The 26,562-nt window shown below is 69.7% G+C and carries 30 protein-coding genes, 1 tRNA gene and 1 other RNA gene; 16 read left to right on the forward strand and 16 right to left on the reverse strand.

The window, feature by feature from the left end; all coding sequences use genetic code 11:
* Positions 1–47 precede the first annotated feature (47 nt).
* From serA to Q9S71_RS10870, 9 genes are all read right to left on the reverse strand, one after another.
* Positions 48–1,652 (reverse strand): phosphoglycerate dehydrogenase, encoded by a 1,605-nt coding sequence (serA, locus tag Q9S71_RS10830; protein WP_311862321.1) that lies wholly within the window; start codon positions 1,650–1,652, stop codon positions 48–50.
* Between the two features lie 122 nt (positions 1,653–1,774).
* Entirely contained in the window at positions 1,775–2,119 is a 345-nt protein-coding gene (locus Q9S71_RS10835) for a hypothetical protein (protein WP_311283847.1), read from the reverse strand.
* A 2-nt stretch (positions 2,120–2,121) separates the two neighbouring features.
* Positions 2,122–2,613, reverse strand: coding sequence for a DNA polymerase III subunit gamma/tau (locus Q9S71_RS10840; RefSeq protein WP_311862323.1), 492 nt, complete (start codon positions 2,611–2,613; stop codon positions 2,122–2,124).
* A gap of 107 nt (positions 2,614–2,720) precedes the next feature.
* Positions 2,721–3,746 (reverse strand): ketol-acid reductoisomerase, encoded by a 1,026-nt coding sequence (gene ilvC / locus Q9S71_RS10845; protein WP_311862325.1) that lies wholly within the window; start codon positions 3,744–3,746, stop codon positions 2,721–2,723.
* 45 nt (positions 3,747–3,791) lie between these two features.
* The gene (gene ilvN, locus Q9S71_RS10850) at positions 3,792–4,301 is read right to left on the reverse strand and encodes an acetolactate synthase small subunit (RefSeq protein WP_217530089.1); all 510 of its coding nucleotides are present in this window, start codon (positions 4,299–4,301) and stop codon (positions 3,792–3,794) included.
* Positions 4,302–4,303: 2 nt separating this feature from the next.
* A complete protein-coding gene (locus Q9S71_RS10855; protein WP_217530092.1) occupies positions 4,304–6,097 on the reverse strand; it encodes an acetolactate synthase large subunit in 1,794 nt (597 codons plus the stop codon).
* Positions 6,098–6,139: 42 nt separating this feature from the next.
* Complete coding sequence (gene ilvD, locus Q9S71_RS10860; protein ID WP_064001909.1) at positions 6,140–7,846, reverse strand: dihydroxy-acid dehydratase; 1,707 nt, start codon at positions 7,844–7,846, stop codon at positions 6,140–6,142.
* Positions 7,847–7,855: 9 nt separating this feature from the next.
* Positions 7,856–8,623 (reverse strand): trehalose-phosphatase, encoded by a 768-nt coding sequence (otsB, locus tag Q9S71_RS10865; protein ID WP_311862331.1) that lies wholly within the window; start codon positions 8,621–8,623, stop codon positions 7,856–7,858.
* Positions 8,620–10,032 carry an alpha,alpha-trehalose-phosphate synthase (UDP-forming) gene (locus tag Q9S71_RS10870; protein WP_064001907.1) on the reverse strand — a complete coding sequence of 471 codons (1,413 nt, stop codon included), beginning with the start codon at positions 10,030–10,032 and terminating at the stop codon, positions 8,620–8,622. The genes otsB and Q9S71_RS10870 overlap by 4 nt, the downstream gene beginning before the upstream one ends.
* Before the next feature lie 73 nt (positions 10,033–10,105).
* Between Q9S71_RS10870 and Q9S71_RS10875 the strand changes: the two genes are divergently transcribed.
* Positions 10,106–10,366 carry a hypothetical protein gene (locus Q9S71_RS10875; RefSeq protein ID WP_064001906.1) on the forward strand — a complete coding sequence of 87 codons (261 nt, stop codon included), beginning with the start codon at positions 10,106–10,108 and terminating at the stop codon, positions 10,364–10,366.
* Positions 10,367–10,393: 27 nt separating this feature from the next.
* Here the strand turns inward: Q9S71_RS10875 and Q9S71_RS10880 are convergent, their stop codons facing one another.
* The 3 genes from Q9S71_RS10880 to Q9S71_RS10890 are packed head-to-tail and all read right to left on the reverse strand — an operon-like array spanning position 10,394 to position 13,000.
* Positions 10,394–11,575: an acetyl-CoA C-acetyltransferase gene (locus tag Q9S71_RS10880; RefSeq protein ID WP_311862337.1), complete on the reverse strand. Its 1,182-nt coding sequence runs from the start codon at positions 11,573–11,575 to the stop codon at positions 10,394–10,396.
* The gene (locus Q9S71_RS10885) at positions 11,572–12,225 is read right to left on the reverse strand and encodes a CoA transferase subunit B (protein WP_311862339.1); all 654 of its coding nucleotides are present in this window, start codon (positions 12,223–12,225) and stop codon (positions 11,572–11,574) included. Before Q9S71_RS10885 ends, Q9S71_RS10880 begins: the two co-directional genes overlap by 4 nt.
* 1 nt (position 12,226) lies before the next feature.
* Positions 12,227–13,000, reverse strand: a complete 774-nt coding sequence (locus Q9S71_RS10890; RefSeq protein WP_311862341.1) for a CoA transferase subunit A — start codon at positions 12,998–13,000, stop codon at positions 12,227–12,229.
* Positions 13,001–13,102: 102 nt separating this feature from the next.
* Between Q9S71_RS10890 and Q9S71_RS10895 the strand changes: the two genes are divergently transcribed.
* Positions 13,103–13,894, forward strand: a complete 792-nt coding sequence (locus tag Q9S71_RS10895) for an IclR family transcriptional regulator (RefSeq protein ID WP_064001902.1) — start codon at positions 13,103–13,105, stop codon at positions 13,892–13,894.
* A 12-nt stretch (positions 13,895–13,906) separates the two neighbouring features.
* On the opposite strand, the gene Q9S71_RS10900 is transcribed toward Q9S71_RS10895, so the two are convergent.
* Positions 13,907–15,322, reverse strand: a complete 1,416-nt coding sequence (locus Q9S71_RS10900; RefSeq protein ID WP_311862343.1) for a dihydrolipoyl dehydrogenase family protein — start codon at positions 15,320–15,322, stop codon at positions 13,907–13,909.
* A gap of 148 nt (positions 15,323–15,470) precedes the next feature.
* Here Q9S71_RS10900 and Q9S71_RS10905 point away from each other — a divergent pair, with 148 nt between their 5' ends.
* From Q9S71_RS10905 to corA, 12 genes are all read left to right on the forward strand, one after another.
* On the forward strand, positions 15,471–16,307 hold the full coding sequence (locus Q9S71_RS10905) for an ABC transporter ATP-binding protein (RefSeq protein WP_311862345.1): 837 nt from the start codon (positions 15,471–15,473) through the stop codon (positions 16,305–16,307).
* Between the two features lie 7 nt (positions 16,308–16,314).
* Positions 16,315–16,992, forward strand: coding sequence for an ABC transporter permease (locus tag Q9S71_RS10910; RefSeq protein ID WP_311862347.1), 678 nt, complete (start codon positions 16,315–16,317; stop codon positions 16,990–16,992).
* The gene (locus tag Q9S71_RS10915; protein ID WP_311862349.1) at positions 16,989–17,708 is read left to right on the forward strand and encodes an ABC transporter permease; all 720 of its coding nucleotides are present in this window, start codon (positions 16,989–16,991) and stop codon (positions 17,706–17,708) included. The genes Q9S71_RS10910 and Q9S71_RS10915 overlap by 4 nt, the downstream gene beginning before the upstream one ends.
* A 39-nt stretch (positions 17,709–17,747) precedes the next feature.
* Complete coding sequence (locus tag Q9S71_RS10920) at positions 17,748–18,671, forward strand: ABC transporter substrate-binding protein (protein WP_311862351.1); 924 nt, start codon at positions 17,748–17,750, stop codon at positions 18,669–18,671.
* Positions 18,672–18,674: 3 nt separating this feature from the next.
* A complete protein-coding gene (locus tag Q9S71_RS10925; RefSeq protein ID WP_311862353.1) occupies positions 18,675–19,460 on the forward strand; it encodes a glycosyltransferase family A protein in 786 nt (261 codons plus the stop codon).
* Positions 19,457–20,275, forward strand: a complete 819-nt coding sequence (locus Q9S71_RS10930) for an endonuclease/exonuclease/phosphatase family protein (RefSeq protein WP_311862356.1) — start codon at positions 19,457–19,459, stop codon at positions 20,273–20,275. The genes Q9S71_RS10925 and Q9S71_RS10930 overlap by 4 nt, the downstream gene beginning before the upstream one ends.
* Entirely contained in the window at positions 20,272–20,874 is a 603-nt protein-coding gene (locus tag Q9S71_RS10935; protein WP_311862359.1) for a DUF2238 domain-containing protein, read from the forward strand. Before Q9S71_RS10930 ends, Q9S71_RS10935 begins: the two co-directional genes overlap by 4 nt.
* A complete protein-coding gene (locus tag Q9S71_RS10940) occupies positions 20,862–21,074 on the forward strand; it encodes a hypervirulence associated TUDOR domain-containing protein (RefSeq protein ID WP_064001895.1) in 213 nt (70 codons plus the stop codon). The genes Q9S71_RS10935 and Q9S71_RS10940 overlap by 13 nt, the downstream gene beginning before the upstream one ends.
* A gap of 75 nt (positions 21,075–21,149) precedes the next feature.
* Entirely contained in the window at positions 21,150–21,857 is a 708-nt protein-coding gene (locus Q9S71_RS10945; protein ID WP_311862361.1) for a WXG100-like domain-containing protein, read from the forward strand.
* Positions 21,857–22,495 carry a DNA/RNA non-specific endonuclease gene (locus tag Q9S71_RS10950; RefSeq protein ID WP_064001894.1) on the forward strand — a complete coding sequence of 213 codons (639 nt, stop codon included), beginning with the start codon at positions 21,857–21,859 and terminating at the stop codon, positions 22,493–22,495. The genes Q9S71_RS10945 and Q9S71_RS10950 overlap by 1 nt, the downstream gene beginning before the upstream one ends.
* A 14-nt stretch (positions 22,496–22,509) precedes the next feature.
* A complete protein-coding gene (locus Q9S71_RS10955) occupies positions 22,510–22,890 on the forward strand; it encodes a hypothetical protein (RefSeq protein ID WP_064001893.1) in 381 nt (126 codons plus the stop codon).
* 74 nt (positions 22,891–22,964) lie between these two features.
* The gene (corA, locus tag Q9S71_RS10960) at positions 22,965–23,963 is read left to right on the forward strand and encodes a magnesium/cobalt transporter CorA (RefSeq protein WP_064001892.1); all 999 of its coding nucleotides are present in this window, start codon (positions 22,965–22,967) and stop codon (positions 23,961–23,963) included.
* A gap of 66 nt (positions 23,964–24,029) precedes the next feature.
* Here corA and Q9S71_RS10965 read toward each other — a convergent pair.
* Positions 24,030–24,102 (reverse strand) — tRNA-Lys (locus Q9S71_RS10965).
* 115 nt (positions 24,103–24,217) lie between these two features.
* Here Q9S71_RS10965 and Q9S71_RS10970 point away from each other — a divergent pair.
* The gene (locus Q9S71_RS10970) at positions 24,218–25,042 is read left to right on the forward strand and encodes an inositol monophosphatase family protein (protein ID WP_311862363.1); all 825 of its coding nucleotides are present in this window, start codon (positions 24,218–24,220) and stop codon (positions 25,040–25,042) included.
* Positions 25,039–25,611, forward strand: a complete 573-nt coding sequence (locus Q9S71_RS10975; RefSeq protein WP_311862364.1) for a hypothetical protein — start codon at positions 25,039–25,041, stop codon at positions 25,609–25,611. Before Q9S71_RS10970 ends, Q9S71_RS10975 begins: the two co-directional genes overlap by 4 nt.
* 60 nt (positions 25,612–25,671) lie before the next feature.
* Here Q9S71_RS10975 and ssrA read toward each other — a convergent pair.
* Together ssrA and Q9S71_RS10985 are read right to left on the reverse strand one after the other, a co-directional pair.
* Positions 25,672–26,044: a transfer-messenger RNA gene (gene ssrA, locus Q9S71_RS10980) on the reverse strand.
* A 101-nt stretch (positions 26,045–26,145) separates the two neighbouring features.
* The gene (locus tag Q9S71_RS10985; RefSeq protein WP_311862365.1) at positions 26,146–26,556 is read right to left on the reverse strand and encodes an NUDIX hydrolase; all 411 of its coding nucleotides are present in this window, start codon (positions 26,554–26,556) and stop codon (positions 26,146–26,148) included.
* Positions 26,557–26,562: the final 6 nt, after the last annotated feature.

Genomic DNA, 26,562 nt, shown 5'->3' on the forward strand with positions numbered 1-26,562 from the left:
CCGCGCACGGCGCGTCGTGACAGGGGAACAGCGGATGCCGAGACGGGTCAGACCTCGCTGAGCTCGATCTGCCGGAACAGGTCGGCGGCGACGGCGTCGCGCAGCTCGTCGAGCATCGCCTCGGGGATCGGCGAGTCGACCGTCAGCACGGACAGCGCGCGGCCGCTCGCGTCCGGTCGCGCGACCTGCAGGCCGGCGATGTTGATGCCCGCCTCGCCCAACTTCTGGCCGTAGATCGCGACGATGCCCGGGCGGTCGGCGTAGCGCATGACGACGTGGTACCGGCTGATCGGGACCTCGACCTCGTAGCCGTTGATGCCGACGACCTTGGGCACCATCCGCGTGCCGGCGAGGGTGCCTTCGACCGTGAGGACGGTGCCGTCGGACAGCGTGCCGCGCAGGATCGTGATGTTGCGGTACAGCGGGCTCTCGGATTCCACGATGAGGCGGGTCTCGATGCCGCGCTGCTCCGCGAAGAGCGGCGCGTTCACGTACGAGACGTTCTCGCTCACGATGTTGGTGAAGATGCCCTTGAGCGCGGCCAGGCGGTAGACGCTCACGTCGTAGTCGGCCAGTTCGCCGCGCACCTCGATGTCGAGGCTCGTCAGTGCGCTCGGTGCGAGCCCGGTGAAGATCTGGCCGAGCTGCTCGACGAGCGCGATGCCGGGGCGCACGAAGGGGTCGATGACGCCACCGGCGACGTTCACGGCGTCGGGCACCAGGTCGCCCTCGAGGGCGAGCTTGACGGACTTGGCGACCGAGACGCCGGCCTTCTCCTGCGCCTCCTCCGTCGAGGCCCCGAGGTGCGGGGTCACGACGACGTTCGGGAGCGACAGCAGCGGGAAGGCCGTGCCGTCCTGCGCGGGCGGCTCGCTCGTGAAGACGTCGAGTCCGGCGCCGGCGATCTGGCCCGTCGTCAGCGCGGTGTACAGGGCCTCCTCGTCGATGAGGCCGCCGCGGGCGACGTTCACGACATAGGCCGAGTCCTTCATGATCTCGAACTGCGCGGCCCCGATCATGCCCGTCGTCTCAGGGGTCTTGGGCATGTGGATCGTGACGAAGTCGCTCGTCCGCAGCAGCTCGTCGAGGCTGACGAGCTGCACACCCAGCTGCTGGGCACGCGTCGGCGTGACGTAGGGGTCGTAAGCGACCACGGAGACCCCGAAGGCCTGCACGCGGGCCGCGATGAGTGCGCCGATCCGCCCAAGGCCGATGATGCCGACCGTCTTCTCGTACAGCTCGGTGCCCGTGAACGACGAGCGCTTCCAGGCGCCGGCGGCGAGGGAGGAGTGCGCAGCCGGGATGTGACGCGCGAGGCTCAGGATGTGGCCGACGGTGAGCTCGGCGGCGGAGATGATGTTCGACGTCGGGGCGTTGACGACCATCACGCCGGCGCTGGTGGCCGCCTTGATGTCGACGTTGTCGAGGCCGACACCGGCGCGCGCGATGACCTTGAGCGACGGCGCGGCGGCGATCGCCTCGGCATCCATCTTCGTGGCCGAGCGGATGAGGACCGCGTCGGCGTCCGCGAGCGCCGGGAGGAGCGCCGCACGGTCGGCTCCGTCGACGGATCGGACCTCGAAGTCGGGGCCGAGGGCCTCGATCGTGGCGGGAGAGAGTTCTTCGGCGATGAGGACGACAGGCTTGGGCACGGCAGACCTTCGGGTACGCGGGGGTGGATCGCCACGGAGCCGACCGAGAGGTGACCGACGACGGTACGCGGCACGCCCAGCCTAGCGAAGACCCACGACCGCCCCCGACCGTGTGACACCCGTCACGATCCGACGAGCGAGTTCCCGTTCGTGATCGCGTAGGTGAGGATGTTCAGCCAGAACACGGCGACGAGACCGAGCCCCACGAGGAGGACGACCGCGAGGTGGAGCACCGGGCGTCGCCGCGCGAGGACGACTCCGGCGACGAACACGATGATCGGGAAGACGACGGAGAACAGCAGGATCGCCCATCCGCCGCCGTTCAGGCCCTCGACGCCCGTGGCCTGCGCGAGCAGGAAGGCGACGGCCGTCCAGACCGCGTACGCGTAGAACAGGCCGAAGACACCGGCGACGGCGGCGGGCAGCCAGGACGGACCACGGCGCACCGCCTGGTTCGAGGTCGTCACGATCAGACTCCGATCACGAAGGGCCACGGCAGGAGCAGGAACACTCCGACGACCAGCCACGCGAACCTCACCCACGCGGCGGACGCGCGGGTGAGCAGCATGACGCCGCCGAACCAGAGGGCGGGGGCCGCGACCGCGACCCACAGCGCCGGCACGACGGCCGCCGGCTCCAGCCAGAACGACGTCGCCGCCGCCAGCCGCGAGCTCCCGAGCAGCCACCCCACGGTGTAGAGCAGGTAGATGCCGCCGAGGAGCCCCAGGGACACGAGGGCGACGTTGCCGAGGGGTGCCGGCTCCGCATCCGCGTCCGCCGTCGTCACCGCCTCCGGCGCGGGGGCGACGTCGTCGCCGGGAGTGGTCTCACTCCCCTTCCCGACGGCACGCCACCCGTCGGGGAGCGCAGCGCCGGTGCGCTCGGGACGCGCCGGACGCGTCGGCGAATCGTCGCCCTCCCAGCGGAAGGCGTCCTCGTCGTCGTGAGGGTCGGAAGCCACGCTCCGAGTCTACCGACGCCGAAGGCCCGACCCCTTGTAAGGGTCGGGCCTCCGTGGCTCGCGAAAAGCCGGTCCCGGCGGATGCGCCGAGGGCGGGATGCCGAAGGTCAGCGCGCGGCGGAGCCTTCGGTGTAGTCGGTGTCCTGCTGCTTCCACGCGAACAGGGCGCGCAGGTCCTTGCCGACCGCCTCGATCGGGTGGGCCGCGGCCTTGGAGCGGAGCTCCTGGAACTCGACGGCGCCGTTGTCCTGGTCGTCGATGAAACGCTTCGCGAACGCGCCGGACTGGATGTCGGCGAGGACGGCGGCCATGTTCTCCTTGACGCGCGGGTCGATGACGCGCGGGCCCGACACGTAGTCGCCGTACTCGGCCGTGTCGGAGACCGACCAGCGCTGCTTGGCGATGCCGCCCTCCCACATGAGGTCGACGATGAGCTTCAGCTCGTGGAGCACCTCGAAGTAGGCGATCTCGGGCTGGTATCCCGCCTCGGACAGCGTCTCGAAGCCGTACTGGACGAGCTGCGACACACCGCCGCAGAGGACGGCCTGCTCACCGAACAGGTCGGTCTCGGTCTCCTCGGTGAAGGTGGTCTTGATGACCCCGGCGCGGGTGCCGCCGATGGCCTTCGCGTAAGAGAGGGCGACGTCCCAGGCCTGGCCGGAGGCGTCCTTCTCGACGGCGATGATGTCGGGGATGCCGCGCCCCGCGACGAACTCGCGGCGCACCGTGTGGCCGGGGGCCTTCGGGGCGACGAGGATGACGTCGACGTCGTCGGGGACCTCGATGTAGCCGAAGCGCACGTTGAAGCCGTGGGCGAAGGCGAGGGTCTTGCCGGCGGCGAGGTGCGGCTTGATCTCGTCGTTGAAGATTCCGCGCTGGTGCTGGTCGGGCGCGAGGATCATGATGAGGTCGGCCCACTCGGCGGCATCCGCCACGGACTTGACCTCGAAGCCGTCCTCCGACGCCTTCGGCGCGGACTTCGAGCCCTCCTTGAGGGCGATGACGACCTCGACGCCGGAGTCGCGGAGGTTCTGGGCGTGGGCGTGGCCCTGCGAGCCGTACCCGACGATGGCGACCTTCTTGCCCTGGATGAGCGAGATGTCGGCGTCGGCGTCGTAGAGGATCTCAGCCATGTTCGTGTGTGTCTCCTTGTAGATGTCGGTAGAGAAGTTGTGGGGTCAGCCGCGCAGGACGCGCTCGGTGATGCTCTTGCCGCCGCGGCCGATGGCGACCATGCCGGACTGGGCGAGCTCCTTGATGCCGAACGGCTCGAGGGCCTTGAGGAAGGCGTCGACTTTGCCGCGGTCGCCCGTCACCTCGACGACGAGCGCGTCGGTGGCGTAGTCGACGACCGAGGCGCGGAACAGGTTGACGACCTCGATCACGTTCGAGCGCGTCTGGTTGTCGGCGCGGACCTTCACGAGCATGTGCTCGCGCTGGACGGAGGTCGCGTAGTCGAGCTCGACGATCTTGATGACGTTGACGAGCTTGTTCAGCTGCTTCGTCACCTGCTCGAGCGGCAGCTCCTCGACGTCGACGACGACCGTGATGCGCGAGAGTCCGGGCACCTCGGTCACCCCCACGGCGAGGGAGTCGATGTTGAAGCCGCGGCGCGCGAAGAGGCCGGCGACGCGGGTGAGGAGACCGGGCTTGTCCTCGACGAGGAGGCTCAGGACGTGCTTGCTCATCGTCACTCCCCCTGCTCGAAGGCCGGCGCGTGCTCGCGTGCGTACTGGATGTAGCTGTTGCTGACCCCCTGGGGCACCATCGGCCACACCATCGCGTCGGCGCTCACGACGAAATCGATCACGACCGGGCGGTCGTTGGTGTCGAGGGCGGTGCGAATCGCGGCATCCACGTCCTCCTCCTTCTCGACACGGATTGCGAGGCAGCCGTACGCCTCGGCGAGCTTGACGAAGTCCGGGATGCGGATGGTGTCGTGACCCGTGTTCAGGTCGGTGTTCGAGTGGCGGCCGTCGTAGAAGAGCGTCTGCCACTGCCGCACCATGCCGAGCGAGGAGTTGTTGATGATCGCGACCTTGATCGGGATGTCGTTGATCGCGCAGGTGGCGAGTTCCTGATTGGTCATCTGGAAGCAGCCGTCGCCGTCGATCGCCCACACCGTGCGGTCGGGCTGGGCGACCTTCGCGCCCATGGCCGCGGGCACGGCGTAGCCCATCGTGCCGGCGCCGCCGGAGTTGAGCCACGCGTTCGGGCGCTCGTAACCGATGTACTGCGCGGCCCACATCTGGTGCTGGCCGACGCCGGCGGCGAACACGCCTTCGGGGCCGGTGAGCTCGCCGATGCGCTGGATGACGTGCTGCGGCGAGAGGAGGCCGTCGCTCGTCGGTGCGGCGCCCAGGGGGAACTCGGTGCGGAGGCCGTCGAGGTAGGACCACCACTCCGAGATGTCGGGCTTCGCGACACCGGCGAAGGCCGCGTCGAGATCGACGAGCACGTCCTTCAGGTCACCCACGATGGGGACGTCGGCGGAGCGGATCTTCGAGATCTCGGCGGGGTCGATGTCGACGTGGACAACCTTCGCGTGCGGGGCGAACAGGGCCGCCTTGCCGGTCACGCGGTCGTCGAATCGGGCACCGAGGGCGACGATCAGGTCGGACTCCTGCAGCGCGAGCACAGCGGGCACCGTGCCGTGCATGCCGGGCATGCCCAACTGCTGCGGGTGCGAGTCGGGGAACGCGCCGCGCGCCATGAGCGTCGTGACCACGGGAGCGCCGGTCGCCTCGGCGAAGCGACGGAGCTCGCCGGCGGCTCCCGCGCGGACCACACCGCCGCCCACGTAGAGGACGGGCTTCTTGGCCTCGGAGATCAGCTGCGCCGCGGCCTGGATCTGCTTGCCGTGCGCCTTGGTGACGGGCCGGTAGCCGGGCAGGTCGATCTTCGGCGGCCACACGAACGGCGCCTTGGCCTGCTGCGCATCCTTCGTGATGTCCACGAGCACGGGGCCGGGGCGACCCGTCGAGGCGATCTCGAAGGCCGCGGCGATGGCGCCCGGGATCTCGGCGGGGTCCTTCACGAGGAACGAGTGCTTGGTGATCGGCATCGTGATGCCCACGATGTCGGCCTCCTGGAAGGCATCCGTTCCCATCAGGGTGGAGTACACCTGGCCCGTGATGCAGACGATGGGCATCGAGTCCATGTACGCGTCGGCGATAGCCGTCACGAGGTTGGTGGCGCCGGGGCCGGACGTCGCGATGGCGACGCCGACGCGACCGGATGCCGCGGCGTACCCCTCGGCGGCGTGACCGGCGCCCTGCTCGTGGCGCACGAGGATGTGGCGCAGGTCGGTCGAGTCCATCAGCGGGTCGTAGACCTCGATGATGGCGCCGCCCGGGAGCCCGAAGACGTCGGTGACGCCCAGGAGCTCGAGCGAGCGGACGACGGCCTGCGCTCCGGTGAGCACGGGCGTGGACGGGCCTCCGGCCGGGGGCCGAGGCACAGCGGCGACGGTGTCAGAAGACATGAGTGATACCTCTGCGGTGATGGATGACGGAGTGTGTGGGGCCTAGCCCGTCGTCGCGCCCTCCGCGGCGGAGCGCACGAGCTTCGAGTACTTGGCCAGCACGCCACGGGTATAGCGCGGGGGAAGGGGCTCCCAGCCGTCGCGGCGGGAGTTCAGCTCAGCCTCATCGACGAGTAGGTCGAGAGAGCGAGCCGCGATATCGACCCGTATCAGATCACCATCGCGCACGAAGGCGATGGGACCAGCGTCCACCGCTTCGGGTGCTATGTGGCCGATGCACAGGCCGGTTGTGCCGCCTGAGAATCGTCCGTCCGTCAAGAGTAGTACATCTTTTCCGAGGCCTGCGCCCTTGATGGCGGCGGTCACGGCGAGCATCTCGCGCATGCCGGGGCCGCCCTTCGGGCCCTCGTAACGGATGACGACGACGTCGCCGGCGGCGATGCGACCCTCCTCGAGCGCGTCCATCGCGGCGCGCTCGCGCTCGAAGACGCGTGCGGGGCCCTCGAACACGGCGGCGTCGAAGCCGGCCGTCTTCACGACGGCACCCTCGGGCGCCATGGAGCCGTGCAGGATCGTGATGCCGCCGGTGGCGTGGATCGGGTCGTCGAAGGTGTGGATGACGGTGCCGTCGATCGGGTCCGGGTCGAGGTCGCGGAGGTTCTCGGCGAGCGTCTTGCCGGTCACGGTGAGGGCGTCGCCGTGGAGGAGCCCCTCGTCGAGCATCGCCTTCATGATGACGGGGATGCCGCCGTGCCGATCGACGTCGTTCATGACGTACTTCCCGAACGGCTTCATGTCGGCCACGTGCGGCACCTTGTCGCCGATGCGGTTGAAGTCGTGCAGCGTGAGGTCGACGTCGGCCTCGCGGGCGATGGCCAGCAGGTGAAGGACGACGTTCGTCGAGCCGCCGAGCGCCATCGCGAGGGCGATCGCGTTCTCGAAGGACTCCTTGGTGAGGATGTCGCGGGTCGTGATCCCCTGGCGCAGCAGGTTGACGACGGCCTCACCGGAGCGGTGCGCGAAGTAGTCGCGGCGGCGGTCGGCGGACGGCGGCGCGGCGGAACCGGGGAGGCTCAGACCGAGCGCCTCGGCGACGGAGGCCATCGTGTTGGCGGTGTACATGCCGCCGCACGCACCCTCGCCCGGGGCGATCGCGCACTCGATGCGCTTGAGGTCGGCCTCGCTCATCTTGCCGGCCAGGCACGCGCCGACCGCTTCGAACGAGTCGATGATCGTGACGTCCTTCTCGGTGCCGTCGCTGAGCTTGACCCAGCCGGGGGCGATCGACCCCGCGTAGAGGAAGACGCTCGAGAGGTCGAGCCGGGCGGACGCCATGAGCATGCCCGGGATCGACTTGTCGCAGCCGGCGAGCAGGACCGACCCGTCGAGACGCTCGGCCATCATGACCGTCTCGACGGAGTCGGCGATGACCTCGCGGCTCACGAGGGAGAAGTGCATCCCTTCGTGGCCCATCGAGATGCCGTCCGAGACCGAGATCGTGCCGAACTGGAGCGGGTAGCCGCCGCCGGCGTGCACGCCCTCCTTGGCCCCCTGCGCCAGCCGATCGAGGCTGAGGTTGCAGGGCGTGATCTCGTTCCAGCTGGATGCGATGCCGATCTGGGGCTTGTCCCAGTCCTCGTCGCCCATGCCCACGGCGCGGAGCATGCCGCGTGACGTGGTGGCTTCGATGCCGTCGGTCACCGCGCGGCTGCGGGGCTTGATGTCGATCGTCTCGTCGGGTGAAGGCATTCTCGAAGTCTATTGCCGAGCGGCGACCCGCTCGCGTGCGAGAGTCGACAGCAATCCGGCGAGTTCTTCGATGTCGCGCACACGGACGGATGCCGCGGTCTCCCCCGCACCGACGCGGATCCCGAGGTCCTGCGGCTCGAGCGACCGGAGGGCGTCCTCATCCGTCACGTCGTCTCCGGCGAACACGACCGCCGTGGCCCCGACGACCTCGCGCAGGTGGGCGACGGCGGCATCCTTCCCCGCATCGGTGAAGGCGTACTCGACGATGTCGTGGCCCTGCCGCCGGCGCCAGTGCGGCGCGGCATCCGCCATCATCGCGTCGACGCCCGAGCGCAGCGCGGCGGCCTCATCGGCGTCGGCGACGGTGCGCAGGTGCACCCCGAACCCGAACGCCTTCGGCTCGATCCAGGCGCCGGAGAGGCCGCTCGCGAGACGCTCCGCCTCAGCGCGCAGGCGATCGCGCAGCGCGATGTCCGCGGCGTCGACGTCGCCCTCGGACGGCGAACCGGGAATCCAGTACTCGGCCCCGTGCGAGCCGGCGAGCAGGATCGGCGAGTCGTCCTCATGCTCGGAGATCACCCGGAGGTCGGCGAGCGTCCGGCCCGAGACGAACGCGACGAACGTATCGGGCGTCGTCAGGAGGGTGTCGACGGCCCCGCGCGCGGCAGGGGTCATCCGCGCCGTCATCGGTTCGTCGACCAGCGGGGACACGGTGCCGTCGAAGTCGAGCGCGACGAGTAAGCGCTCGGCCGCGGCGACCGCGGTGACACCGGTCACGCCCGCTCCTCGCGCGACTGACCGAGGTCCGCCAGGAAGCGCTGCGACCACTTCGCGACGTCGTTCTCCCGCACCCGACGCCGCAGCGCCCGCATCCGCCGCTCGCGCTCGCGCTCGGGCATCTCGATCGCCTGCATGATCGCGTCCTTCAATCCGGAGATGTCGTGCGGGTTCACCTTGATCGCCTGGGTCAGCTCGTCGGCGGCCCCGGTGAACTCGCTCAGCACGAGGGCACCGCCCCCGTCGACGCGGCTGGCGACGTATTCCTTCGCGACGAGGTTCATGCCGTCGCGGAGGGCCGTCACGAGCATGACGTCCGCCGCGAGGAAGAGGGCGACCATCTCCTCGCGCGGATAGGAGTTGTGGAGGTACTGGATCGCGGTGTAGCCGAGCTCGTCGGCGTCGCCGTTGATGCGACCGACGGTGAGCTCGATCTCGTCGCGCAGCTCCATGTAGGTCTGCACGCGTTCGCGGCTGGGGCTCGCGACCTGCACGAGGGTCACGTCGTGCACGGAGAGCCGGCCGTCGGCGAGCAGTTCGCCGTAGGCCTTCAAGCGGTGGCGGATGCCCTTCGTGTAGTCGAGCCGGTCGACCCCGAGGAGGATGGCCTTCGGATTGCCGAGGCTCGAGCGGATCTCGGCGGCGCGCGCCTGGATGTCCGGCCGATTCGCGAGCTCCTCGTACTCGGCGGCGTCGATCGAGATGGGATAGGCCCGGGCCACGGCCTTGCGCACTCCCCCGTCGGCGGTGGGCACCGAGATCGCACCGGCCTTGGTGTCGAACCCCAGCTGCCGACGCACGGCACGGGCGAAGTTGCCGGCATCCGCCACCCGCTGGAACCCGATGACGTCGGCGCCGAGGAGGCCCTCGAGGACCTGCCGGCGCCACGGCAGTTGGGCGTACAGGCCGTATGCGGGGAACGGAATGTGGTGGAAGTACCCGATCGTGAGATCGGGTCGGAGTTCGCGGAGCATCTTCGGGACGAGCTGCAACTGATAGTCGTGGACCCATACCGTCGCGCCGTCGGCGGCATGCGCGGAAGCGGCCTCCGCGAACCTGCGGTTCACCTTGACGTAGGCGTCCCACCACGCGCGGTGGTAGGTCGGGGCTGCGATCACGTCGTGGTACAGCGGCCAGATGGTGTCGTTCGAGAAGCCCTCGTAGTACAACTGCACATCGTCCGCGGTGAGGGTGACGGGCACGAGCTGGAGCCCGTCGAACTCGAACGGATCGAGCTCCACGCCGGGCTGTCCCGGCCACCCGATCCAGGCACCGTTGTTGCGGCGCATCACCGGATCGACCGCGGTGACCAGTCCGCCCGGGGACCGCCGCCACGGCTCGTTCTCGTCATCCGTCCGATCGACCGGAAGGCGGTTGGACACGACGACGAAGTCTGAAGCCACGGTCACGGGGTTCCTCTCGACGGATGACTTCAGGCTAACAACCGCCGCGACGGGGACTCACCCCACTACCGTGGGTGGTATGCGCAAATACCTCTTCGGCACCGGGCTCCTGTCGGCACTCACCGGAGGCGTCACCCTGCTGCGCTCTGCACGGAGCGAGGAGAAGTTCACCTGGCGCACCGCTCTGGCGTGGCTCAGCTGGGGTATCACGATGGCCCTCGCGGTCGGCTCGGTCGTCGACACGCGACGCGCCTCGCGCGGCAAGCTCATCCCGCTCGACTCGCCGCGCGCCGACGACAAGAAGAAGCTCTTGAAGAAGCGCGTGTCGCGTCGGCGCTGACGCCGAGGAGCCTCACGGCGCGAGCCTCTACCGAGTAAGGATCAGCGCCTCGCCCTGACCGCCGCCGCCGCACAGCGCCACACCGGCCGATCCGCTCCCGCGGCGGGCCAGCTCGTGCACGGCGTGCACGACCAACCGCGCGCCAGACGCGCCGATCGGGTGTCCGATCGCGATCCCGCCGCCGTGGACGTTGACGACCGCATCATCGACGCCGAGCTCGCGTCGGGACTGGGCGACGACGGCGCCGAAGGCCTCGTTGATCTCGATGAGGTCGAGGTCGGCGGCGGCCATGCCCTGCCGCCCCAGCGCCTGCGCCAAGGCCCGCGCGGGTTGCGAGTGCAGCGAGTTGTCGGGGCCGGCGACCTGACCGGCCGAGCCGATCACCGCGAGGACGGTCCACCCCTCGGCATCCGCCCGGGAGCGGGTCGTCACCACGACCGCCGCGGCACCGTCGGAGATCGGCGACGCGTTGCCGGCCGTGATGTCGCCGTCGGGCGAGAACGCGGGGCGCAGGCGCGCGAGGGTCTCGACGGTCGTCTCGGGGCGGATGCCCTCGTCCCGCGTGAGCCGGAGCGGATCGCCCTTGCGCTGCGGCACCTCGACCTCGACGATCTCCGCGTCGAAGACACCCGCCTCCACCGCAGCGGCCGCCCGCTGGTGAGACAACGCGGCGACGTGGTCCTGGTCCGCGCGGGAGAGTCCGAGCCCGGGGTTGCGGCGCTCCGTCGACAACCCCATCGACACGCCGTCGTAGGCGTCGGTGAGCCCGTCGACGGCCATGTGGTCGAGGACCTCGACGGAGCCGTACGTCCAGCCGTCCCGAGACCCCATCAGCAGGTGAGGGGCGCGCGTCATCGATTCCATCCCGCCGGCGACGACCACCGAGGCATCGCCCACGGCGATCATCCGCTTCGCGTCGATGATCGCCGTCAGCCCCGACAGACACACCTTGTTGACCGACGTGGCGGGGACGTCCCAGCCGAGCCCGGCGCCGACCGCGGCCTGACGTGCGGGATTCTGCCCCGAACCGGCGGCGAGCACCTGCCCCAGGATGACCGCGTCGACGGATGCCGGGGCGACGCCGCCGCGCTCGAGGGCGCCGCGGATCGCGAGGGCGCCCAGTTGCGGCGCGGTGAACGGGGCGAGCTGCCCCTTCAACCGGCCCTGCGGGGTCCGCGCCGCCGCCACGATCACGATGTCTTCGGTCATGCTCCCACCTTCACATCCTGCGCGACCACGAGCTCGGGCTCGGTCGCATCCTTCACGTCCTGCACGGTGACCCCCGGTGCGGTCTCGACCAGCACCAGCCCCTCGGACGTCACGTCGATGACGGCGAGATCGGTGATGATCCGGTCGACGACACCGCGACCGGTGAGAGGCAGCGAGCAGTCCGTCACGATCTTCGGCGACCCGTCACGGGCCGTGTGCTCCATGAGCACGATCACCTTCGCGGCGCCGTGGACGAGGTCCATCGCACCGCCCGGGCCCTTCACCATCTTCCCCGGGATCATCCAATTCGCGAGGTCGCCCCGGGCCGACACCTGCATCGCGCCGAGGATCGCAGCGTCGATCTTGCCGCCGCGGATCATCCCGAAGCTGAGCGCGGAGTCGAAGAACGCCGCCCCCGGAAGGGTGGTCACCGTCTCCTTGCCCGCGTTGATGAGGTCGGGGTCCACCTGGTCCTCCCTCGGGTACGGGCCGACGCCGAGGATGCCGTTCTCCGACTGGAGCACGACGGTCACGCCTTCGGGGATGTGGTTGGGGACCAGCGTCGGGAGCCCGATCCCCAGATTCACGTAGGCGCCGTCCGGCAGCTCGGCCGCCGCTCGCGCCGCCATCTGCGTCCGTGTCAACGCCATCTCACTCCCCCTCCGTCGCGACGGTGCGTCGCTCGATGCGCTTCTCGATCCCCGTGCCCACCTCGACGATGCGGTGCACATAGACGCCGGGCAGGTGCACCGCGTCCGGGTCCAGTTCGCCGGGTTCGACGAGCTCCTCGACCTGCGCGATGCAGATGCGGCCGGCCATGGCGGCCAGCGGGTTGAAGTTGCGGGCCGCCTTGTTGAAGACGAGGTTGCCGTGCCGGTCGCCCCGCAGCGCGTGGACGAGGGAGAAGTCCGTCGCGATGGCCTCCTCGAGGACGAACTCCCGGGCTTCACCGCGGACGTCGAAGCGGCGGACGTCCTTCGGCGGGGATGCCACGGCCACGCCGCCGGCGCCGTCGTACCGACGCGGCAGACCACCCTCCGCGACCTGCGTGCCGACACCCGTCTGCGTGTAGAAGGCGGCGATGCCGGCCCCGCCGGCGCGCAGCTTCTCGGCGAGGGTGCCCTGCGGCGTGAGCTCGAGCTCCAACTCGCCGGAGAGGAACTGGCGCTCGAACTCCTTGTTCTCGCCCACGTACGACGAGGTCATCTTGCGGATGCGGCGCGCTCGCAGCAGGACACCGAGACCCCAGTCGTCCACCCCGCAGTTGTTGGAGACGACGGAGAGGTCCGTCGTCCCCTGTGCGAGCAGGGCGTCGATGAGGGCGATCGGGTTTCCGGAGAGGCCGAAGCCGCCGACGGCGATGCTCGCGCCGTCGGGGATGTCGGCGACGGCGTCGGCCGCCGAGGGAACCGCCTTGTCGATCACGGTGCACTCCTTCGTGTCGTTGCTCCCAGCATCGACGTCGGAGGCCCCGGACCGCGAGCTGTCGGTTGCGATGTGGGACGCTCCGCGCCTAGGGTCCACGATGTGGAACACCCCTCGTCGACCGTCCCGGGAGCGCAGGCCATCGCGCGGGCGGCGCGCCTGCTCCGGCTCGTCAGCGCCGCCGGCGCGGAGGGCCGCGGTGTGCGCGAACTCGCCCACGAGGCATCCCTCTCCCGGTCGACGGCGCACCGCCTGTTGACCGCCCTGCGCGCCGAGGGCCTGGTCGATCAGGACGAGCGCACGGCACGATGGCTGGCCGGACCGGAACTCTTCCTCATGGGCGCGGCCGCCGCGCCCCGCTACGACATCACGCACGTCGCCGGCGACATCGTCCGATCGCTCGCGGTGAAGACCGAGGAGAGTGCGTTCCTGTCCGTCCGGCGCGGTGATGAGACCGTCTGCCTCATGCGCGAGGAGGGGTCGTTCCCGATCCGGTCGTTCGTGCTCAGCGAAGGAGTCCGCTTCCCGTTGGGCGTCGCGTCCGCGGGGCTCGCGATCCTCTCGTTCCTGCCGCAGCCCGAGGTCGACGCCTACCTCGGCCGCCATACCGACCTCGCCGCGCGGTGGGGTGATGTCCACGATGCGGATCCCCTGCGCGCACGCATCGGGGAGACTCGGGACCGCGGTTACGCGGTGAATCCGGGGCTCATCGTCCCGGGATCATGGGGGCTCGGGGCAGCCGTGTTCGATCAGGAGGGGCGGCCCGCCTGGGCCCTCAGCCTCACCGGCGTCGAGTTCCGCTTCGGCCCGGACCGCCTCCCCGAGTTGGGGCGTCTGCTGCTCGCGCACGCGCACCAATTGACGACCCGCATCCAGTCCGTCCGCCGTCGATGACGACGGCGGCGGTCACAACCCCGCGGTCTCGAGCCAGCGCAGCCACACCTCGCTGACGGTCGGGTACGCGGGGACGGCGTGCCAGAGGCGGTGCAGCGGGACCTCGCCGACGATGGCGATCGTCGCGGCATGGAGCAGCTCGGCGACATCGGGTCCCACGAACGTCGCCCCGACCAGCACGCCGCGCTCCGCGTCGATGACGGCCCGCGAGCGCCCCTCGTACCGGTCGGAGTGGGTGCTCGCCCCCGCCACCCAGGACAGGTCGTAGTCGACGACCTTCACGCCGATGCCGGCGTCACGAGCGGATGCCTCGGTGTGCCCGACGGCGGCGACTTCGGGCTCGGTGAACACGACCTGAGGAACGGCGCTGTGGTCGGCGGTGGCCGCCAGCGCGCTCCAGGCCGACGTGTCCACGTCGTTCGACGCGGCGCGACGCGCGATGACGTCGCCGGCGACACGGGCCTGGTACTTGCCCTGGTGGGTCAGCAGGGCCCGGTGATTGACATCGCCCACCGCGTACAGCCAGTCGTTGCCGGGGACGCGCATCGTGTCGTCTACCCGGATCCACGATCCCGCCTCGAGTCCGACGTGTTCGAGGCCGAGGTCTTCGGTGCGGGGCACACGACCCGTCGCCACCAGGATCTCCTCCGCCCGGACGACGGAGCCGTCATCCAGAGTGACACTCACCCCGTCGGAGGAACGGGCGACGTGCTCGACACCGTGCCCGGTGAGAACGGTCGCGCCCGCGCCCTTCAGGGCGGCGCCCACGGCCTCGCCGGCGAAGTCCTCGAGTCCGCCGAGGAGGGTGGACCGGGCGATCACGGTCACGTCCGAGCCGAGCGCGGTGGAGGCCGTCGCCATCTCGAGACCGACGACGCCGCCGCCCAGGATGATCAGCGAGGACGGCACGGTGCGGACCCCCGTCGCCTCGCGACTGGTCCAGGGTGCGGCATCCTGCAATCCGGGGATATCCGGGATCAGCGCGGCGGAGCCGGTGCAGACGGCGACCGCGTGGCGCGCGCGCAGGGTGGTGACCGCGCCGTCCGCCGCGGTGACGGTCACTTCCTTCTCACCGGCGAGGCGCCCGTGGCCGCGCACCAGGTCGATCCCCGCTCCCTGCAGCCACTCGACCTGCGACGTGTCCTGGTAGTCGTGCACGATGCGGTCCCGGCGCGCAAGCACGGCGGCGACATCGACCCCGCCGGTCACCGCCTCCGCGGCGCCCGCGACGTCGCGGGCCGCGCGCAGCGCAGCCGGGGCCCGCAGCAGCGCCTTCGAGGGCATACAGGCCCAGTACGAGCACTCGCCGCCCACCAGCTCGCTCTCGACGATCGCGGCCGTCAACCCCCCTCGCACGGCACGATCGGCGACGTTCTCACCGACGGGTCCTGCTCCGATCACGATGAGGTCGTACTCGCGTGTGCTCATGCCTTCACGCTACTGACAGGACGACCCAGCGGGGTCGGAACGAGGGCATCTCCTGCCACAACCGCCATGTGACGTCAATGGTCGCCCCGGACTCCCGGGATGTCCGGGGTGTGTGGTTGGCTGAAACACCGGCCGAAAGGACCCCTCCATGGCGATCGAATTCCGATCCGTCACCAAGCGATTCGGCGACGGACCCGCGGCCGTCGACGAGGTCACCCTCGAGATGCCGGCGCGCAAGACGACTGTCCTCGTGGGTTCGTCGGGATGCGGCAAGACCACCCTGCTCCGCATGATCAACCGTCTCATCGAGCCGACGTCGGGCGACATCGTGATCGACGGCGAGTCGATCCGGTCGAAGGACGCCGTCCAGCTGCGGCGGAGCATCGGGTACGTCCTCCAGAACGCCGGCCTGCTCCCCCACTACACGGTGGCGGACAACATCGCGACGGTGCCCGTCCTCACCGGACAGACCAAGGCTGCCGCACGGCGTCGCGCGCTCGAGCTGATGGAGGTCGTCGGCCTCGACGCCGCCTTCGCCGACAGGTATCCCGCGCAGCTCTCCGGCGGTCAGCAGCAGCGCGTCGGCGTCGCGCGCGCCCTCGCCGCGGACCCCAACATCCTCCTCATGGACGAGCCCTTCGGCGCCGTCGACCCCATCGTCCGCAAAGAACTGCAGGCCGAGGTGATCCGGCTGCAGCGAGAACTCGACAAGACCATCGTCTTCGTCACGCACGACATCGACGAGGCCTTCCTCCTGGGCGACCAGGTCGTGATCCTGCAGAAGGGTGCACACATCGCCCAGCGCGGCACGCCCTCGGAGATCATCGAATCCCCGGCTGACGACTTCGTCGCGACTTTCATCGGCACCGACCGCGGAGCGCGCGCGTTCCGCGCCAAGCAGACCCCTCGCGGCACCGTCCTCGTGGATGGGGCGGGACGCACGCAGGGAGTGCTCGTGTCGGATGCGGCAGAGGATCCGAGGTGACCTCCACATGAACTGGGTCCTCGAGAACCTGGACCTGATCGGTCGCCTGACCGTCGCCCACCTCCGACAGAGCACGATCGCGATCCTCGTCGGGTTCGCCGTCGCGGTGCCGATCGGTTGGGCGGCGTTCCGCTACACGCGGCTGCGCGGCACGGTGCTGGGTGCGGTGGGCATCCTCTACACGATCCCGTCGTTCGGCCTGTTCGCGCTCATCAGTGCGATCAGCGGCATCCCTCTGCTGTCCGAGACCAACCTCGTCGTCGCGCTGACCATCTACGCGGTCGCGATCATGACCCGGTCGGTCACGGATGGACTCGCGTCGGTCGAGTCCAGCGTCCGCAACGCCGCGATCGCGGTCGGCTTCGGTCCGTGGCGGCGTTTCTGGACGGTCGACTTCCCGCTGGCGGGCCCCGTCATGCTGGCGGGCCTGAGGGTGACGGCCGTCTCGACGATCTCGCTCGCCACCGTCGGCGCTCTGATCGGCGTGCAGAACCTCGGGTACCTGTTCACGAACGGATCGCAGCGGAGGATCCTCCCCGAGGTCTTCGCGGGCGTGCTCGCCGTGGTGATCATCGCCCTCGTCATCGACGCGCTCCTCCTGCTGGCCGGACGCGCGCTGATGCCGTGGACCCGGCGAACCTCGCCCCCGCGGTCGCGGGCACGAATGCGGGAGGTCGCCGCATGAACGTCTTCCTCGACGCCTTCGCCTGGATTTTCTCGCCGGATCGCACGACGGGATACCTCCCCCTCGGCGAGGCGATCCTCCAGCACCTCGGCTTCACCTTCGGCTCCGTCGCCCTCGCTGCGCTCATCGCCGTACCCGCCGGATGGGCCATCGGGCACACCGGTCGCGGACGCGAGATCGCCGTCTTCCTCTCCGGCGCCGCCCGGTCGCTGCCCTCCCTCGGCCTCGTCGTCCTGCTCTACCTCCTGATCGGCGTGAACTTCAAGGAGCAGGCCGCCGTCGTCTCCTTCGTTCTCCTCGCCATCCCCTCGATCCTCGCGGGGGCCTACGCGGGGATCGAGGCGATCGAGCGCACGACGATCGAGGCGGGGCGCGCCGTCGGGATGACGCCGATGCAGGTCCTGTGGAAGATCGAGATCCCCCTCGGACTGCCGCTGCTGATCGGCGGCATCCGCTCCGCTGTGCTGCAGGTCGTCGCGACGGTCACCATCGCGGCCTACGTCGGCCTCGGCGGACTCGGCTTCGCCCTGATCCAGGGCATCCAGACCCGGAATCCGGCGCAGATCCTCGGGGCGTCGATCGTCGTCGTCGTCCTCGCCCTCATGCTGGACGGCGTGTTCGCGCTGCTCCAGCGCATCCTCGTCCCCCGCGGCGTCGCCGTCCAGCGATCCGCGCCGCGCCGCCTGCGGCGTCGCCCGTCCCCCCAACACGCCTGACTCACAGCAGCACGACCCCTATCCCACCCGGAGGCACCCATGTCCATCACCCGCACACGCATCCTGCCCGCCCTCGGCCTCGCCGCCGTCGCCGCCCTCGCACTCTCGGCCTGCGGGTCGAGCGAGTCCCTGCAAGGCGGCGGATCGGGCGGCAACGGCGGCAACGGCGGAGGCGAGGAGTCGTCGACGATCGTGATCGGTTCGCAGCAGTACTACTCGAACGAGATCATCGCGGAGATCTACGCCCAGGCTCTCGAAGCCGCCGACTTCACCGTCGAGCGCAACTTCTCCATCGGCCAGCGCGACGCCTACATGCCCTCGCTCGAGGACGGATCGATCAACCTCTTCCCGGAGTACACCGGCAACCTGCTGCAGTACTTCGACGAGGACGCCACGGCGACGACGCCCGACGATGTCTACGCCGCGCTGCAGGACGCCCTCCCGGACGGTCTGACCGCGCTCGACTACTCGCCGGCGACCGACCAGGACTCGTACAACGTGACCGCGGCCTTCGCCTCCGAGAACGACCTCACCGAGATCGGCGACCTCGCCGGCATCGACGGACTGAAGCTCGGCGGCGCGCCTGAGCTGGAACAGCGTCCCTACGGCCCCACCGGGCTCAAGGACGTCTACGGCGTGGATGTCGCTTTCGAGGCGACCGCCGACACCACCGTCGACGAGCTCGTCGCCGGCAACATCCAGGTCGCCAACGTGTACAGCGCCGACCCGCGCATCAAGACCGACGACCTCGTGACCCTCGAAGACCCGAAGGGCCTCTTCCTCGCGTCCAACGTCGTGCCGATCGCGAGCTCGGACATCGCGGACGAGATCGCCGACGTGATCAACGAGGTCAGCGCCGCGATGTCGCCCGAGGAGCTCGTCGCGATGAACGTCGAGTCCTCTGTCGACCAGCGGAACACCGAGGACATCGCGAAGGACTGGATCGCCGACAACCTGAGCTGATCCGTGCGCACCGAGGGCCCGCGGGCCGCCGCATCCGTCTCCGTCGTCATCCCTGTGAAGGACGACGCGGACGAGCTGCGACGCTGCCTGCGGGCCCTCGCTCTGCAGACGAAGCGGCCCGATCAGATCATCGTCGTGGACAACATGTCCTCCGATGAGTCCGCAGAGGTCGCCCGCTCGGCGGGCGCCGACGTGATCCACTGCGACCGGCCCGGCATACCGGCTGCGGCAGCCGCCGGCTACGACGCGGCGTCGGCCGACCTCATCCTCCGACTGGACGCGGACTGCGTTCCGGCGGGGTCGTGGGTCGCTGCCATGAGCAGCGCGGCCGACGCGCACCCCGAGGCCTCCGTGTTCGCCGGGGGCGCGCGGTTCGTGGACGGACCCCGCCCGCTGCGGACGCCGCTGGCGGGCGTCTACCTCGGCGCGTACGCGATCGTCCTGCTCCCCGCCCTCGGCCACGTCCCGCTGTTCGGCTCCAACCTCGGTCTGCGGCGCGATGCCTGGCGGCGCGTCAGCAGCAGCGTCCACCGGGACGATCCCGAGGTGCACGACGACCTCGACCTGTCGTTCCACCTCGGCGAGCACCACCGCATCCGCCTCGTCCCCGGCGCCGCGATGGGGATCTCGATGCGGCCCTTCACCTCCGCATCCGCGTTCCGTCGGCGGGTGCGCCGCGGCGTCCGCACCGTCGTCATCCACTGGCCCGCGAGCTTCCCGCCGGTCCGCTGGGTGCGTCTGGCGGTGCGACGCGCGGGCTCCGTGGTCGCTCGGCGGGTGACCCGGTGAATCGCCTCCTCGGCGCCGTGGAGGCTCCGCTCCTCCACATGATGACGCTGAACGTGCGTCGACCGATGCCCTCGCTGCTCTCTTCGCCGTCGGATCGCTGGGCGCGCCGCCGCCCCGCCCTCGTGTCGATGCTCCGGCGGGAGAGCCCCAGCATCCTGTGCACCCAGGAGGTCCTCCCCGGTCCCGCGGCGGAGATCGCCGCCGCCCTCGGACCGTCGTTCGCGCGGATCGGCGTGGGGCGTCGACGAGGCGGGCGCGGGGAGGGCTGTCCTGTGTTCTTCGATCAAGACCGGCTCGAACTGCTCCACCACCGCCAACGTGCCCTGTCGGACACACCCGACGTCCTCGGCACCCGGTCCTGGGGCAACCTCGTGCCCCGCGTCGTGACGGTCGGCGTTCTCCGCGACCGCACCACCGGTGCGCGCTTCGCCGTCGTCAACACGCACCTCGACCCCTTCTCCGCGCGGTCCCGGATGCGCGGGGTGGAGGCCATCCGCACCGAGGTGCGCGGCACCGGACTCCCGACCCTCGTCTTCGGCGACATGAACACCGGCGCGGAGTCCGATGCTCTCCGCGCCCTGCGCGCCGGCGATCTGCTGACGGACACGTGGACGGTCGCCGCGGAGAGGGTGACCCCCGCCTGGGGCACGTACGCGGGCTACCGCGCACCCGTCCGCGACGGCAAGCGGATCGACGTGATCCTCGCAACGTCGGACATCGAGGTCGAACGCGTCGGGATAGACGCGCGAACCGAGGACGGGATCGCGCCGAGCGACCACCTGGCTGTCCATGCCGCTCTCGAGGTGCCGCGATGAGGGAGGACTTCCTGCGCCAGCCGGCGTCGCCGGCGGAATGGGCGGCCGACGGCATCCGTCTCCTCGGCCTGATCAGCGTCCTGGCCGCCTTCGTCTGGTGGACTCCGACGGATGCCGGGATCCTCGCACTCGCACTGCCCGCCCTCCTCGTCCCGCGCCTGCTCGGTGTGCTTCCGTGGTTCGACGTCGTCTACGGAGTGACCGTCAGCGTCGCCGCGTGGAGCAACGTCCTCGACCTGTACCGGTCGATCGCGTGGTGGGACCTCGTCGTGCACTTCGTGGCGACGGGCGTCATCGCGTCAGTCGGGTACGTCGCCCTGCAGCGATCCGGCGTCCTCCCAGACCGGCCCCGGCGGCGCACCGCGATCGTCCTCCTGCCGACCATCGGGCTCGCCATCAGTGCGATCTGGGAGATGGTCGAGTGGCTCGGGAAGACGTTCGTGGACTCCGAGATCTTCGTCACCTACCCGGACACCATCGGGGACATGGCCGTGGGAGGGGCGGGCGCCCTCCTGATGGGGCTCGTCCTCGCACGGATCCGCATCGACCGAGCCGCGAATCGCGCGGCGGACAGGAAGGACGCATCATGGCAGCGTTGAAGAAGGGCGACCGGGTCAGCTGGAACACCTCCCAGGGACGCACCCACGGCACGATCGTCGAGCGGAAGACGAAGGACTTCACCTTCGACGGGCAGGACTTCACCGCGTCCAGCGACGAGCCCGCCTACATCGTGGAGTCCGAGAAGACCGGGGCGAAGGCCGCGCACAAGGGCTCCGCGCTGTCGAAGCTCTCCTCCTGAGGCGGAGCCGGCGGGGAGTTCTCCCCATGGACCGGCCCTCGGGCGATTCCTATCCTCGGACCAGGAGGTGGCGCGATGGGCATGATGTTGCCGAACGACCTCGTGTGGGTCATGGAGAAGCTCGGCTTCGAGTGGCCGGACATCGACGAGGACGAGGTGCGCAAGGGTGCCGACCTGCTGCGCAACCTGGGCACCGATCTCGAATCCGTCATCCAGGCGGTCGACCGCAAGATGAGCAACGACATCAGCGTCGCGATCCAGGGGCAGACCGGACCGGCGACCCTCGGCGCGTGGACCGCCAACCGCTCGCAGAACCTCCAGAAGCTCATCGACCTCATGCCGCCCGCGGCAACGGCGATGGACCTCGGCGCCGAGGCGATCTTCGCGCTCAAGATGAAGGTCATCGTCGACGTCACGTCCACCCTCGTCACGCTCGTCGCGATGCTGACGAACCCCCTCACCGCGGCGGGCGCCGGTCCGATGCTGCTCATCAAGAAGAAGCTGCTCAACGCCGCCGTCGACATCGCGGTCGAGCAACTCATCATGCAGCTCGCGCCGGCCGTCATCGAGCCGATGGCCGAGCACCTGCCCGCGGTCGTCGACGCCGTCCTCGACGCGCCCCTCGTCGAGGGTGCCGCCGGGGACTCGGACGAGTTCCACGCCGACCTCGCGGCGCTCGAATCGGCCCGGTCGGACATGAAGCTCCACGGAGCCGACATCCAGACGATCACCTCGGCCTTCTTCGCGGAGTTCTCCGCGCTCGACTTCGGAGGGGATGCTTGATGAGTGGTCTCAAGCCGGTCTTCCGTGAGGCACGCGAAGCCGTCGTCATCGGCGCGGGACGCCTCAAGGACCGACTGCACCAGGTCGCCGACAACATGGACGGCCACCTCGACACGATCGTGCGGCGGGTGCGGGACGAGGACAACTTCAACAACGCCGTCGTGACGAACCGCGGGGGCAATGCGAAAGTCACGGTCTACGACCCCGCCACGGGCCGACCGATCACCGAGTACGGCCACATCCGCGAAGACTTCGGCAGCTCGACGCGCGGAGACAATGCGACGGCGGTCGGCAACAGCGTGCCCGGCGACTACGACGGCGGGCACCTCGGCGGCCACCGATTCTTCGGCGACACCGCAGACCCCGGAATCGTTCCGCAAGCATCCAACCTCAACCGCGTCGCGTGGCGTGTCATGGAGAACGAATGGGCCGCGTGGTCCCGACGGGGCTATCAGGTCGACTACACGATCGACGTGTATCCCCCCGGAGCAGCGCTCCCTGATACGTTCGAGGTCTCGTACACCGTCACCAACCCGAACACCGGCGAGCAGATCCTGCAGGCTTACCCCTACTTCTACAACCAACCCGGTCAGGTCTTCACCCGCGTCCCCAGCGCGGAGATGCCCCCGATCTCGTGAGCCGAAGGAGAGTCATGTCCACTGATCCGACGACGGAACTCATCCGCGCAATCGTCACGAACATGCAGGGCGCGCGCGACGACTGGAAGTCACTGGCGATGGTGATCAGCCTCGGCGGCGGGCGGCTGAGCGAGACGTCGGGCTACGCCTACTCGCCGGACGGAACTGTCTCGGCGGTCGCCTCACGCCCCTCGCAGATCAAGCCGGCGGTCGACGCCTACCTCGCCGACCGCTATCCCGAGGGCGCCGAGCTGCCCGCGAAGTTCCTGCTGCAGTTCGACCGCGACGCCAAGGCGTACGAGATCACCTTCGAGGACACCGACCCGATGCGATGGAAGGTGACCCCCGACAACTTCGAGGCGATACGACAGGAGCTCAAGCCGAACCTCGGCTGACTCCCGGCCCGTCCGCGCACCGCGGCGCGGCGCGGCGCGGTAACCTCGCGTCTCCGACGGCGGAGAATCGACCCATGCCCATCGTCGACAACGCCGTGTACGTGGACGGCCGCCGGATCCAGGATCCGGTGAACCTCAGCGAGACCTTCGAGCACATGCGCGACCACCACGGCATGGCGTGGATCGGTCTCTACCGCCCGACCGAGGAGGAAGTCGCCGCCGTCGCCACGGAGTTCTCCCTGCACCCGCTCGCCGTCGAGGACGCCCTCGCCGGGCATCAGCGCGCCAAGCTCGAGCGGTACGGCGACGTGCTGTTCACGGTGCTGCGACCGGCGCGGTACGACGACACGACGGATTCGGTGGACTTCGGGGAGCTGCACGTCTTCGTCGGTCCCGAGTTCGTGGTGACGATCCGGCACGCGGACTCGCCTGACCTCACGCAGGTGCGGGCGAGGATGGAGCACCAGCCCGAACTGCTGCGCATGGGTCCGGAGGCGGTCCTGTACGCCATCCTCGACCAGGTGGTGGACGAGTACTCCCCCGTGCTCGCCGGGGTCGAGAACGACATCGACGAAATCGAGGAGACGCTGTTCAGCGGGTCGGATGCCGGGCTGTCGCAGCGCATCTACACGCTGGCGCGCGAGGTGATCGCCCTGCACAAGTCGACGCTTCCCCTCGACGACATGCTGCAGCGGCTGCTGCAGGGGTCCGAGAAGTACAAGGTCGACATCGAGTTGCAGCGCTCGCTGCGGGACGTGCTGGACCACGTCATCCGTCTCAACGAGCGCATCGTCGCATTCCGCTCGATCCTCGACAACGCCCTGACCGTCCATTCGACGCTCGTCACCCAGCGGCAGACCGACACCTCGCTCGAACAGAACGAGCAGGTCAAGAAGATCTCGGGGTGGGCGGCGATCCTGTTCGGGCCGACCCTGGTCGGCACGGTCTACGGCATGAACTTCGACAACATGCCCGAGCTGCATTGGACCTTCGGGTACCCGATGGCCCTCGGCTTGATGGTCGCGAGTTCGGTCGTGCTCTACGCGGTCTTCAAGCGCAAGAAGTGGCTCTGACCGGGGCATCCGACACTGCAGAAGCAGAAGGCCCCGATCACTGGCGAGAGTGACCGGGGCCGTCCGTGCACCCCCTGGGACTCGAACCCAGAACCCACTGATTAAGAGTCAGTTGCTCTGCCGATTGAGCTAGAGGTGCGTGATTCGAAGAACTCGAACCGAGGGTCAACACTAGCATCACGATTGGCTGCTCCGCCAATCGAGACGCCCTCGGCGCCCACGAAGGCGTCAGGTGCACCACGTATCCTGGAGCCGTGACGCCTCTGCCCTCCGCGACGGACTGGACCGCCCCCTTCGAGGGCGACCTGACGGATGATCTCGCGCTCGCCCTGCGCCTCGCGGATGCCGCGGACGGCGTCGCGATGGAGCTTTTCGACGCGCCCGACCTCGACGTCCGCACGAAGGCCGACGCGACGCACGTCACCGAGGCGGATCTGGCCACGGAGCGCGCCATCCGCGACCTGCTCGCGGCGGAACGGCCCGCCGACGGTGTCTTCGGCGAGGAGTTCGGCACGACCGGCGACGGATCGCGGCAGTGGATCATCGACCCGATCGACGGCACGGCCAACTACCTGAAGGGCATCCCGATGTGGGCCACCCTGATCGCACTGGTTGTGGACGGCGTGCCGCGGGTCGGCGTGGTCAGCCAGCCGGCCATCTCGCGTCGCTGGTGGGGCGCCACGGGCGCCGGTGCGTGGACCCGCACCGCCGACGGCGAGACCCGCCGCATCCGCACCTCCGACGTCGCGTCGCTCTCCGACGCGAGCATCAGCTTCCAGAGCATCGCGCAGTGGGATGCCGAGGGTCGCGCGGACGACCTGCTGCGCCTCTCGCGCGCCGTGTGGCGCGACCGCGGCTACGGCGACGCCTGGCCCTACATGCTGCTCGCCGAGGGCCGTCTGGAGTTCGTCGCCGAGTTCGGGGTCCGCGAGTACGACATCGCCGCGCACGTGCCGATCATCCTCGAGGCCGGCGGCCGCTTCACCGACATCCACGGGGCCGAACGACTCGATGCGCTGTCGTCGCTGGCGACTAACGGCATCCTCCACGACGAGTTCCTCGGGATGCTCGGCGCGTGAGGTCCGCGCGACACGGGACGCGCATCGCCGCCGCGGTGGCGGCGAGCGGCCTCACGGTGCTCCTCGCCACGGCGTGCAGTCCCACGCCGGGACAGGCCGGGGGGACGGCGGCGGCTCCCGTCCCGGGCGCCTCCGCACCCGCGGCATCCGCCCCACCGACCATCGATCCCGCCGACGTGACATGCGAGAACATGCTCTCGCCCGAGACCGTGGACGCGTTCGCGGCGACGGGCTGGACGGTCCGCGAGGATCCGTTCGTGATCCTGGACCTCGAGCTCCCCGACGGCACGGCGTGCACCTGGGGCGACTTCAGCTCTCCCACCAACGACGACCTCGTCCTCTTCGGGTGGTCCCCGATCTCCCAGGCCGATGCCGACGCGACCGAGGCGGCGCTCGAGGCGGAGGGATGGCTCCGCGAGGACGACGACGCCGGCGTGCTCATCACCGAGGACCCGGACGCGGCGCTCCGCGTGGACGAGCAGGGATACGGCGTCACCTACCTCTTCGGCGACGGCTGGGTGAAGGTCTCGGACACCCGGCAGGGCCTGGATATCATCGAGCTCGGCTGACGCACGACGAAGCCCCCGGCATCCGTACGGACACCGAGGGCTTCACTCCGTGACAACGGTTCGTGGAGATGGGGGGAATCGAACCCCCGTCCATCGCTGAGAGACGGCGTCTTCTCCGGGCGCAGTCTGTAAAAGGCGTTCTGCTCGGCTCCGACCTTCAGTACAGACACATAAGTCGACGAGCCCAGCCTGAAGAAAGTCCCGCGTGACGCTCAGGCGACGTCACGCAGCGAGATCCCTTAGATGACGCCAGGGACCGCGAGGGGATCACTCACGGACTGACGGACTCGGGCTCGCTGCTTACGCAGCGAGGGCGAAGTCGGACTGCTTCTTTTCGGCAGTTATTGGTTCGCAGAGATCGTTAACGAGATAACCCTGCATCCTCGGCCCGCTTCCCGCAGAGTCACAAGCGATGTCGAAACCGATCATCCCCGAGACGCCTGACGGCGTGTGGACCGTTGTCACACTGTGGAGTTGTCCTGTCTCGGATGCCGCAGCGTCCGAGCATCCCAGAATAGCACCCGGACGGCCGGCTCAGTCGACGAGGAAGTAGTCGCGCGCGAGCGGCGCGACCTCCAGCGCCTGCGCCTCCGCCTCGCCGACCCATCGGAGTTCGGCGATCTCCGCCGCGGCGCGCGGCTCCTGGCGACCGAGCGGAACGTCGAACACGTCCGCGACCACCGTGTGCCCGGCCTCGTTCGCTGCCGCCGCCCGGAAGACACCCCGGGATCGGAGGTCGTCGACGCCGACGTCGACGCCGAGTTCCTCGCGCAGCTCGCGGACGAGCGTCTCGGCCGGGCCCTCCCCCGTCTCGGGCTTGCCGCCGGGCTGCATGAAGGCCGTCGTGCCCGTCTTGCGGACCAGCAGGAGCCGTCCGGAGGCGTCGCGGATGACGGCGGCCGAGACCCGGATCGAGCGGTCGGAGGCGTCGTCGGAGGTGGTCACGCCTGA

The sequence above is a fragment of the Microbacterium gawkjiense genome (assembly GCF_031932225.1).
GTDB lineage: Bacteria > Actinomycetota > Actinomycetes > Actinomycetales > Microbacteriaceae > Microbacterium > Microbacterium gawkjiense.

Bases quoted from the DNA above. Each gene is read 5' to 3' on its own strand.
- ilvC (WP_311862325.1), bottom strand. From the start codon at position 3,746: ATGGCTGAGATCCTCTACGACGCCGACGCCGACATCTCGCTCATCCAG.
- Q9S71_RS10945 (WP_311862361.1), top strand. From the start codon at position 21,150: ATGGGCATGATGTTGCCGAACGACCTCGTGTGGGTCATGGAGAAGCTC.
- Q9S71_RS10935 (WP_311862359.1), top strand. From the start codon at position 20,272: ATGAGGGAGGACTTCCTGCGCCAGCCGGCGTCGCCGGCGGAATGGGCG.
- Q9S71_RS10910 (WP_311862347.1), top strand. From the start codon at position 16,315: ATGAACTGGGTCCTCGAGAACCTGGACCTGATCGGTCGCCTGACCGTC.
- Q9S71_RS10855 (WP_217530092.1), bottom strand. From the start codon at position 6,097: ATGTCTTCTGACACCGTCGCCGCTGTGCCTCGGCCCCCGGCCGGAGGC.
- ilvD (WP_064001909.1), bottom strand. From the start codon at position 7,846: ATGCCTTCACCCGACGAGACGATCGACATCAAGCCCCGCAGCCGCGCG.
- Q9S71_RS10915 (WP_311862349.1), top strand. From the start codon at position 16,989: ATGAACGTCTTCCTCGACGCCTTCGCCTGGATTTTCTCGCCGGATCGC.
- Q9S71_RS10905 (WP_311862345.1), top strand. From the start codon at position 15,471: ATGGCGATCGAATTCCGATCCGTCACCAAGCGATTCGGCGACGGACCC.
- ilvN (WP_217530089.1), bottom strand. From the start codon at position 4,301: ATGAGCAAGCACGTCCTGAGCCTCCTCGTCGAGGACAAGCCCGGTCTC.
- Q9S71_RS10900 (WP_311862343.1), bottom strand. From the start codon at position 15,322: ATGAGCACACGCGAGTACGACCTCATCGTGATCGGAGCAGGACCCGTC.
- Q9S71_RS10885 (WP_311862339.1), bottom strand. From the start codon at position 12,225: ATGGCGTTGACACGGACGCAGATGGCGGCGCGAGCGGCGGCCGAGCTG.
- corA (WP_064001892.1), top strand. From the start codon at position 22,965: ATGCCCATCGTCGACAACGCCGTGTACGTGGACGGCCGCCGGATCCAG.
- Q9S71_RS10880 (WP_311862337.1), bottom strand. From the start codon at position 11,575: ATGACCGAAGACATCGTGATCGTGGCGGCGGCGCGGACCCCGCAGGGC.
- Q9S71_RS10920 (WP_311862351.1), top strand. From the start codon at position 17,748: ATGTCCATCACCCGCACACGCATCCTGCCCGCCCTCGGCCTCGCCGCC.
- Q9S71_RS10940 (WP_064001895.1), top strand. From the start codon at position 20,862: ATGGCAGCGTTGAAGAAGGGCGACCGGGTCAGCTGGAACACCTCCCAG.
- Q9S71_RS10955 (WP_064001893.1), top strand. From the start codon at position 22,510: ATGTCCACTGATCCGACGACGGAACTCATCCGCGCAATCGTCACGAAC.
- Q9S71_RS10875 (WP_064001906.1), top strand. From the start codon at position 10,106: ATGCGCAAATACCTCTTCGGCACCGGGCTCCTGTCGGCACTCACCGGA.
- Q9S71_RS10950 (WP_064001894.1), top strand. From the start codon at position 21,857: ATGAGTGGTCTCAAGCCGGTCTTCCGTGAGGCACGCGAAGCCGTCGTC.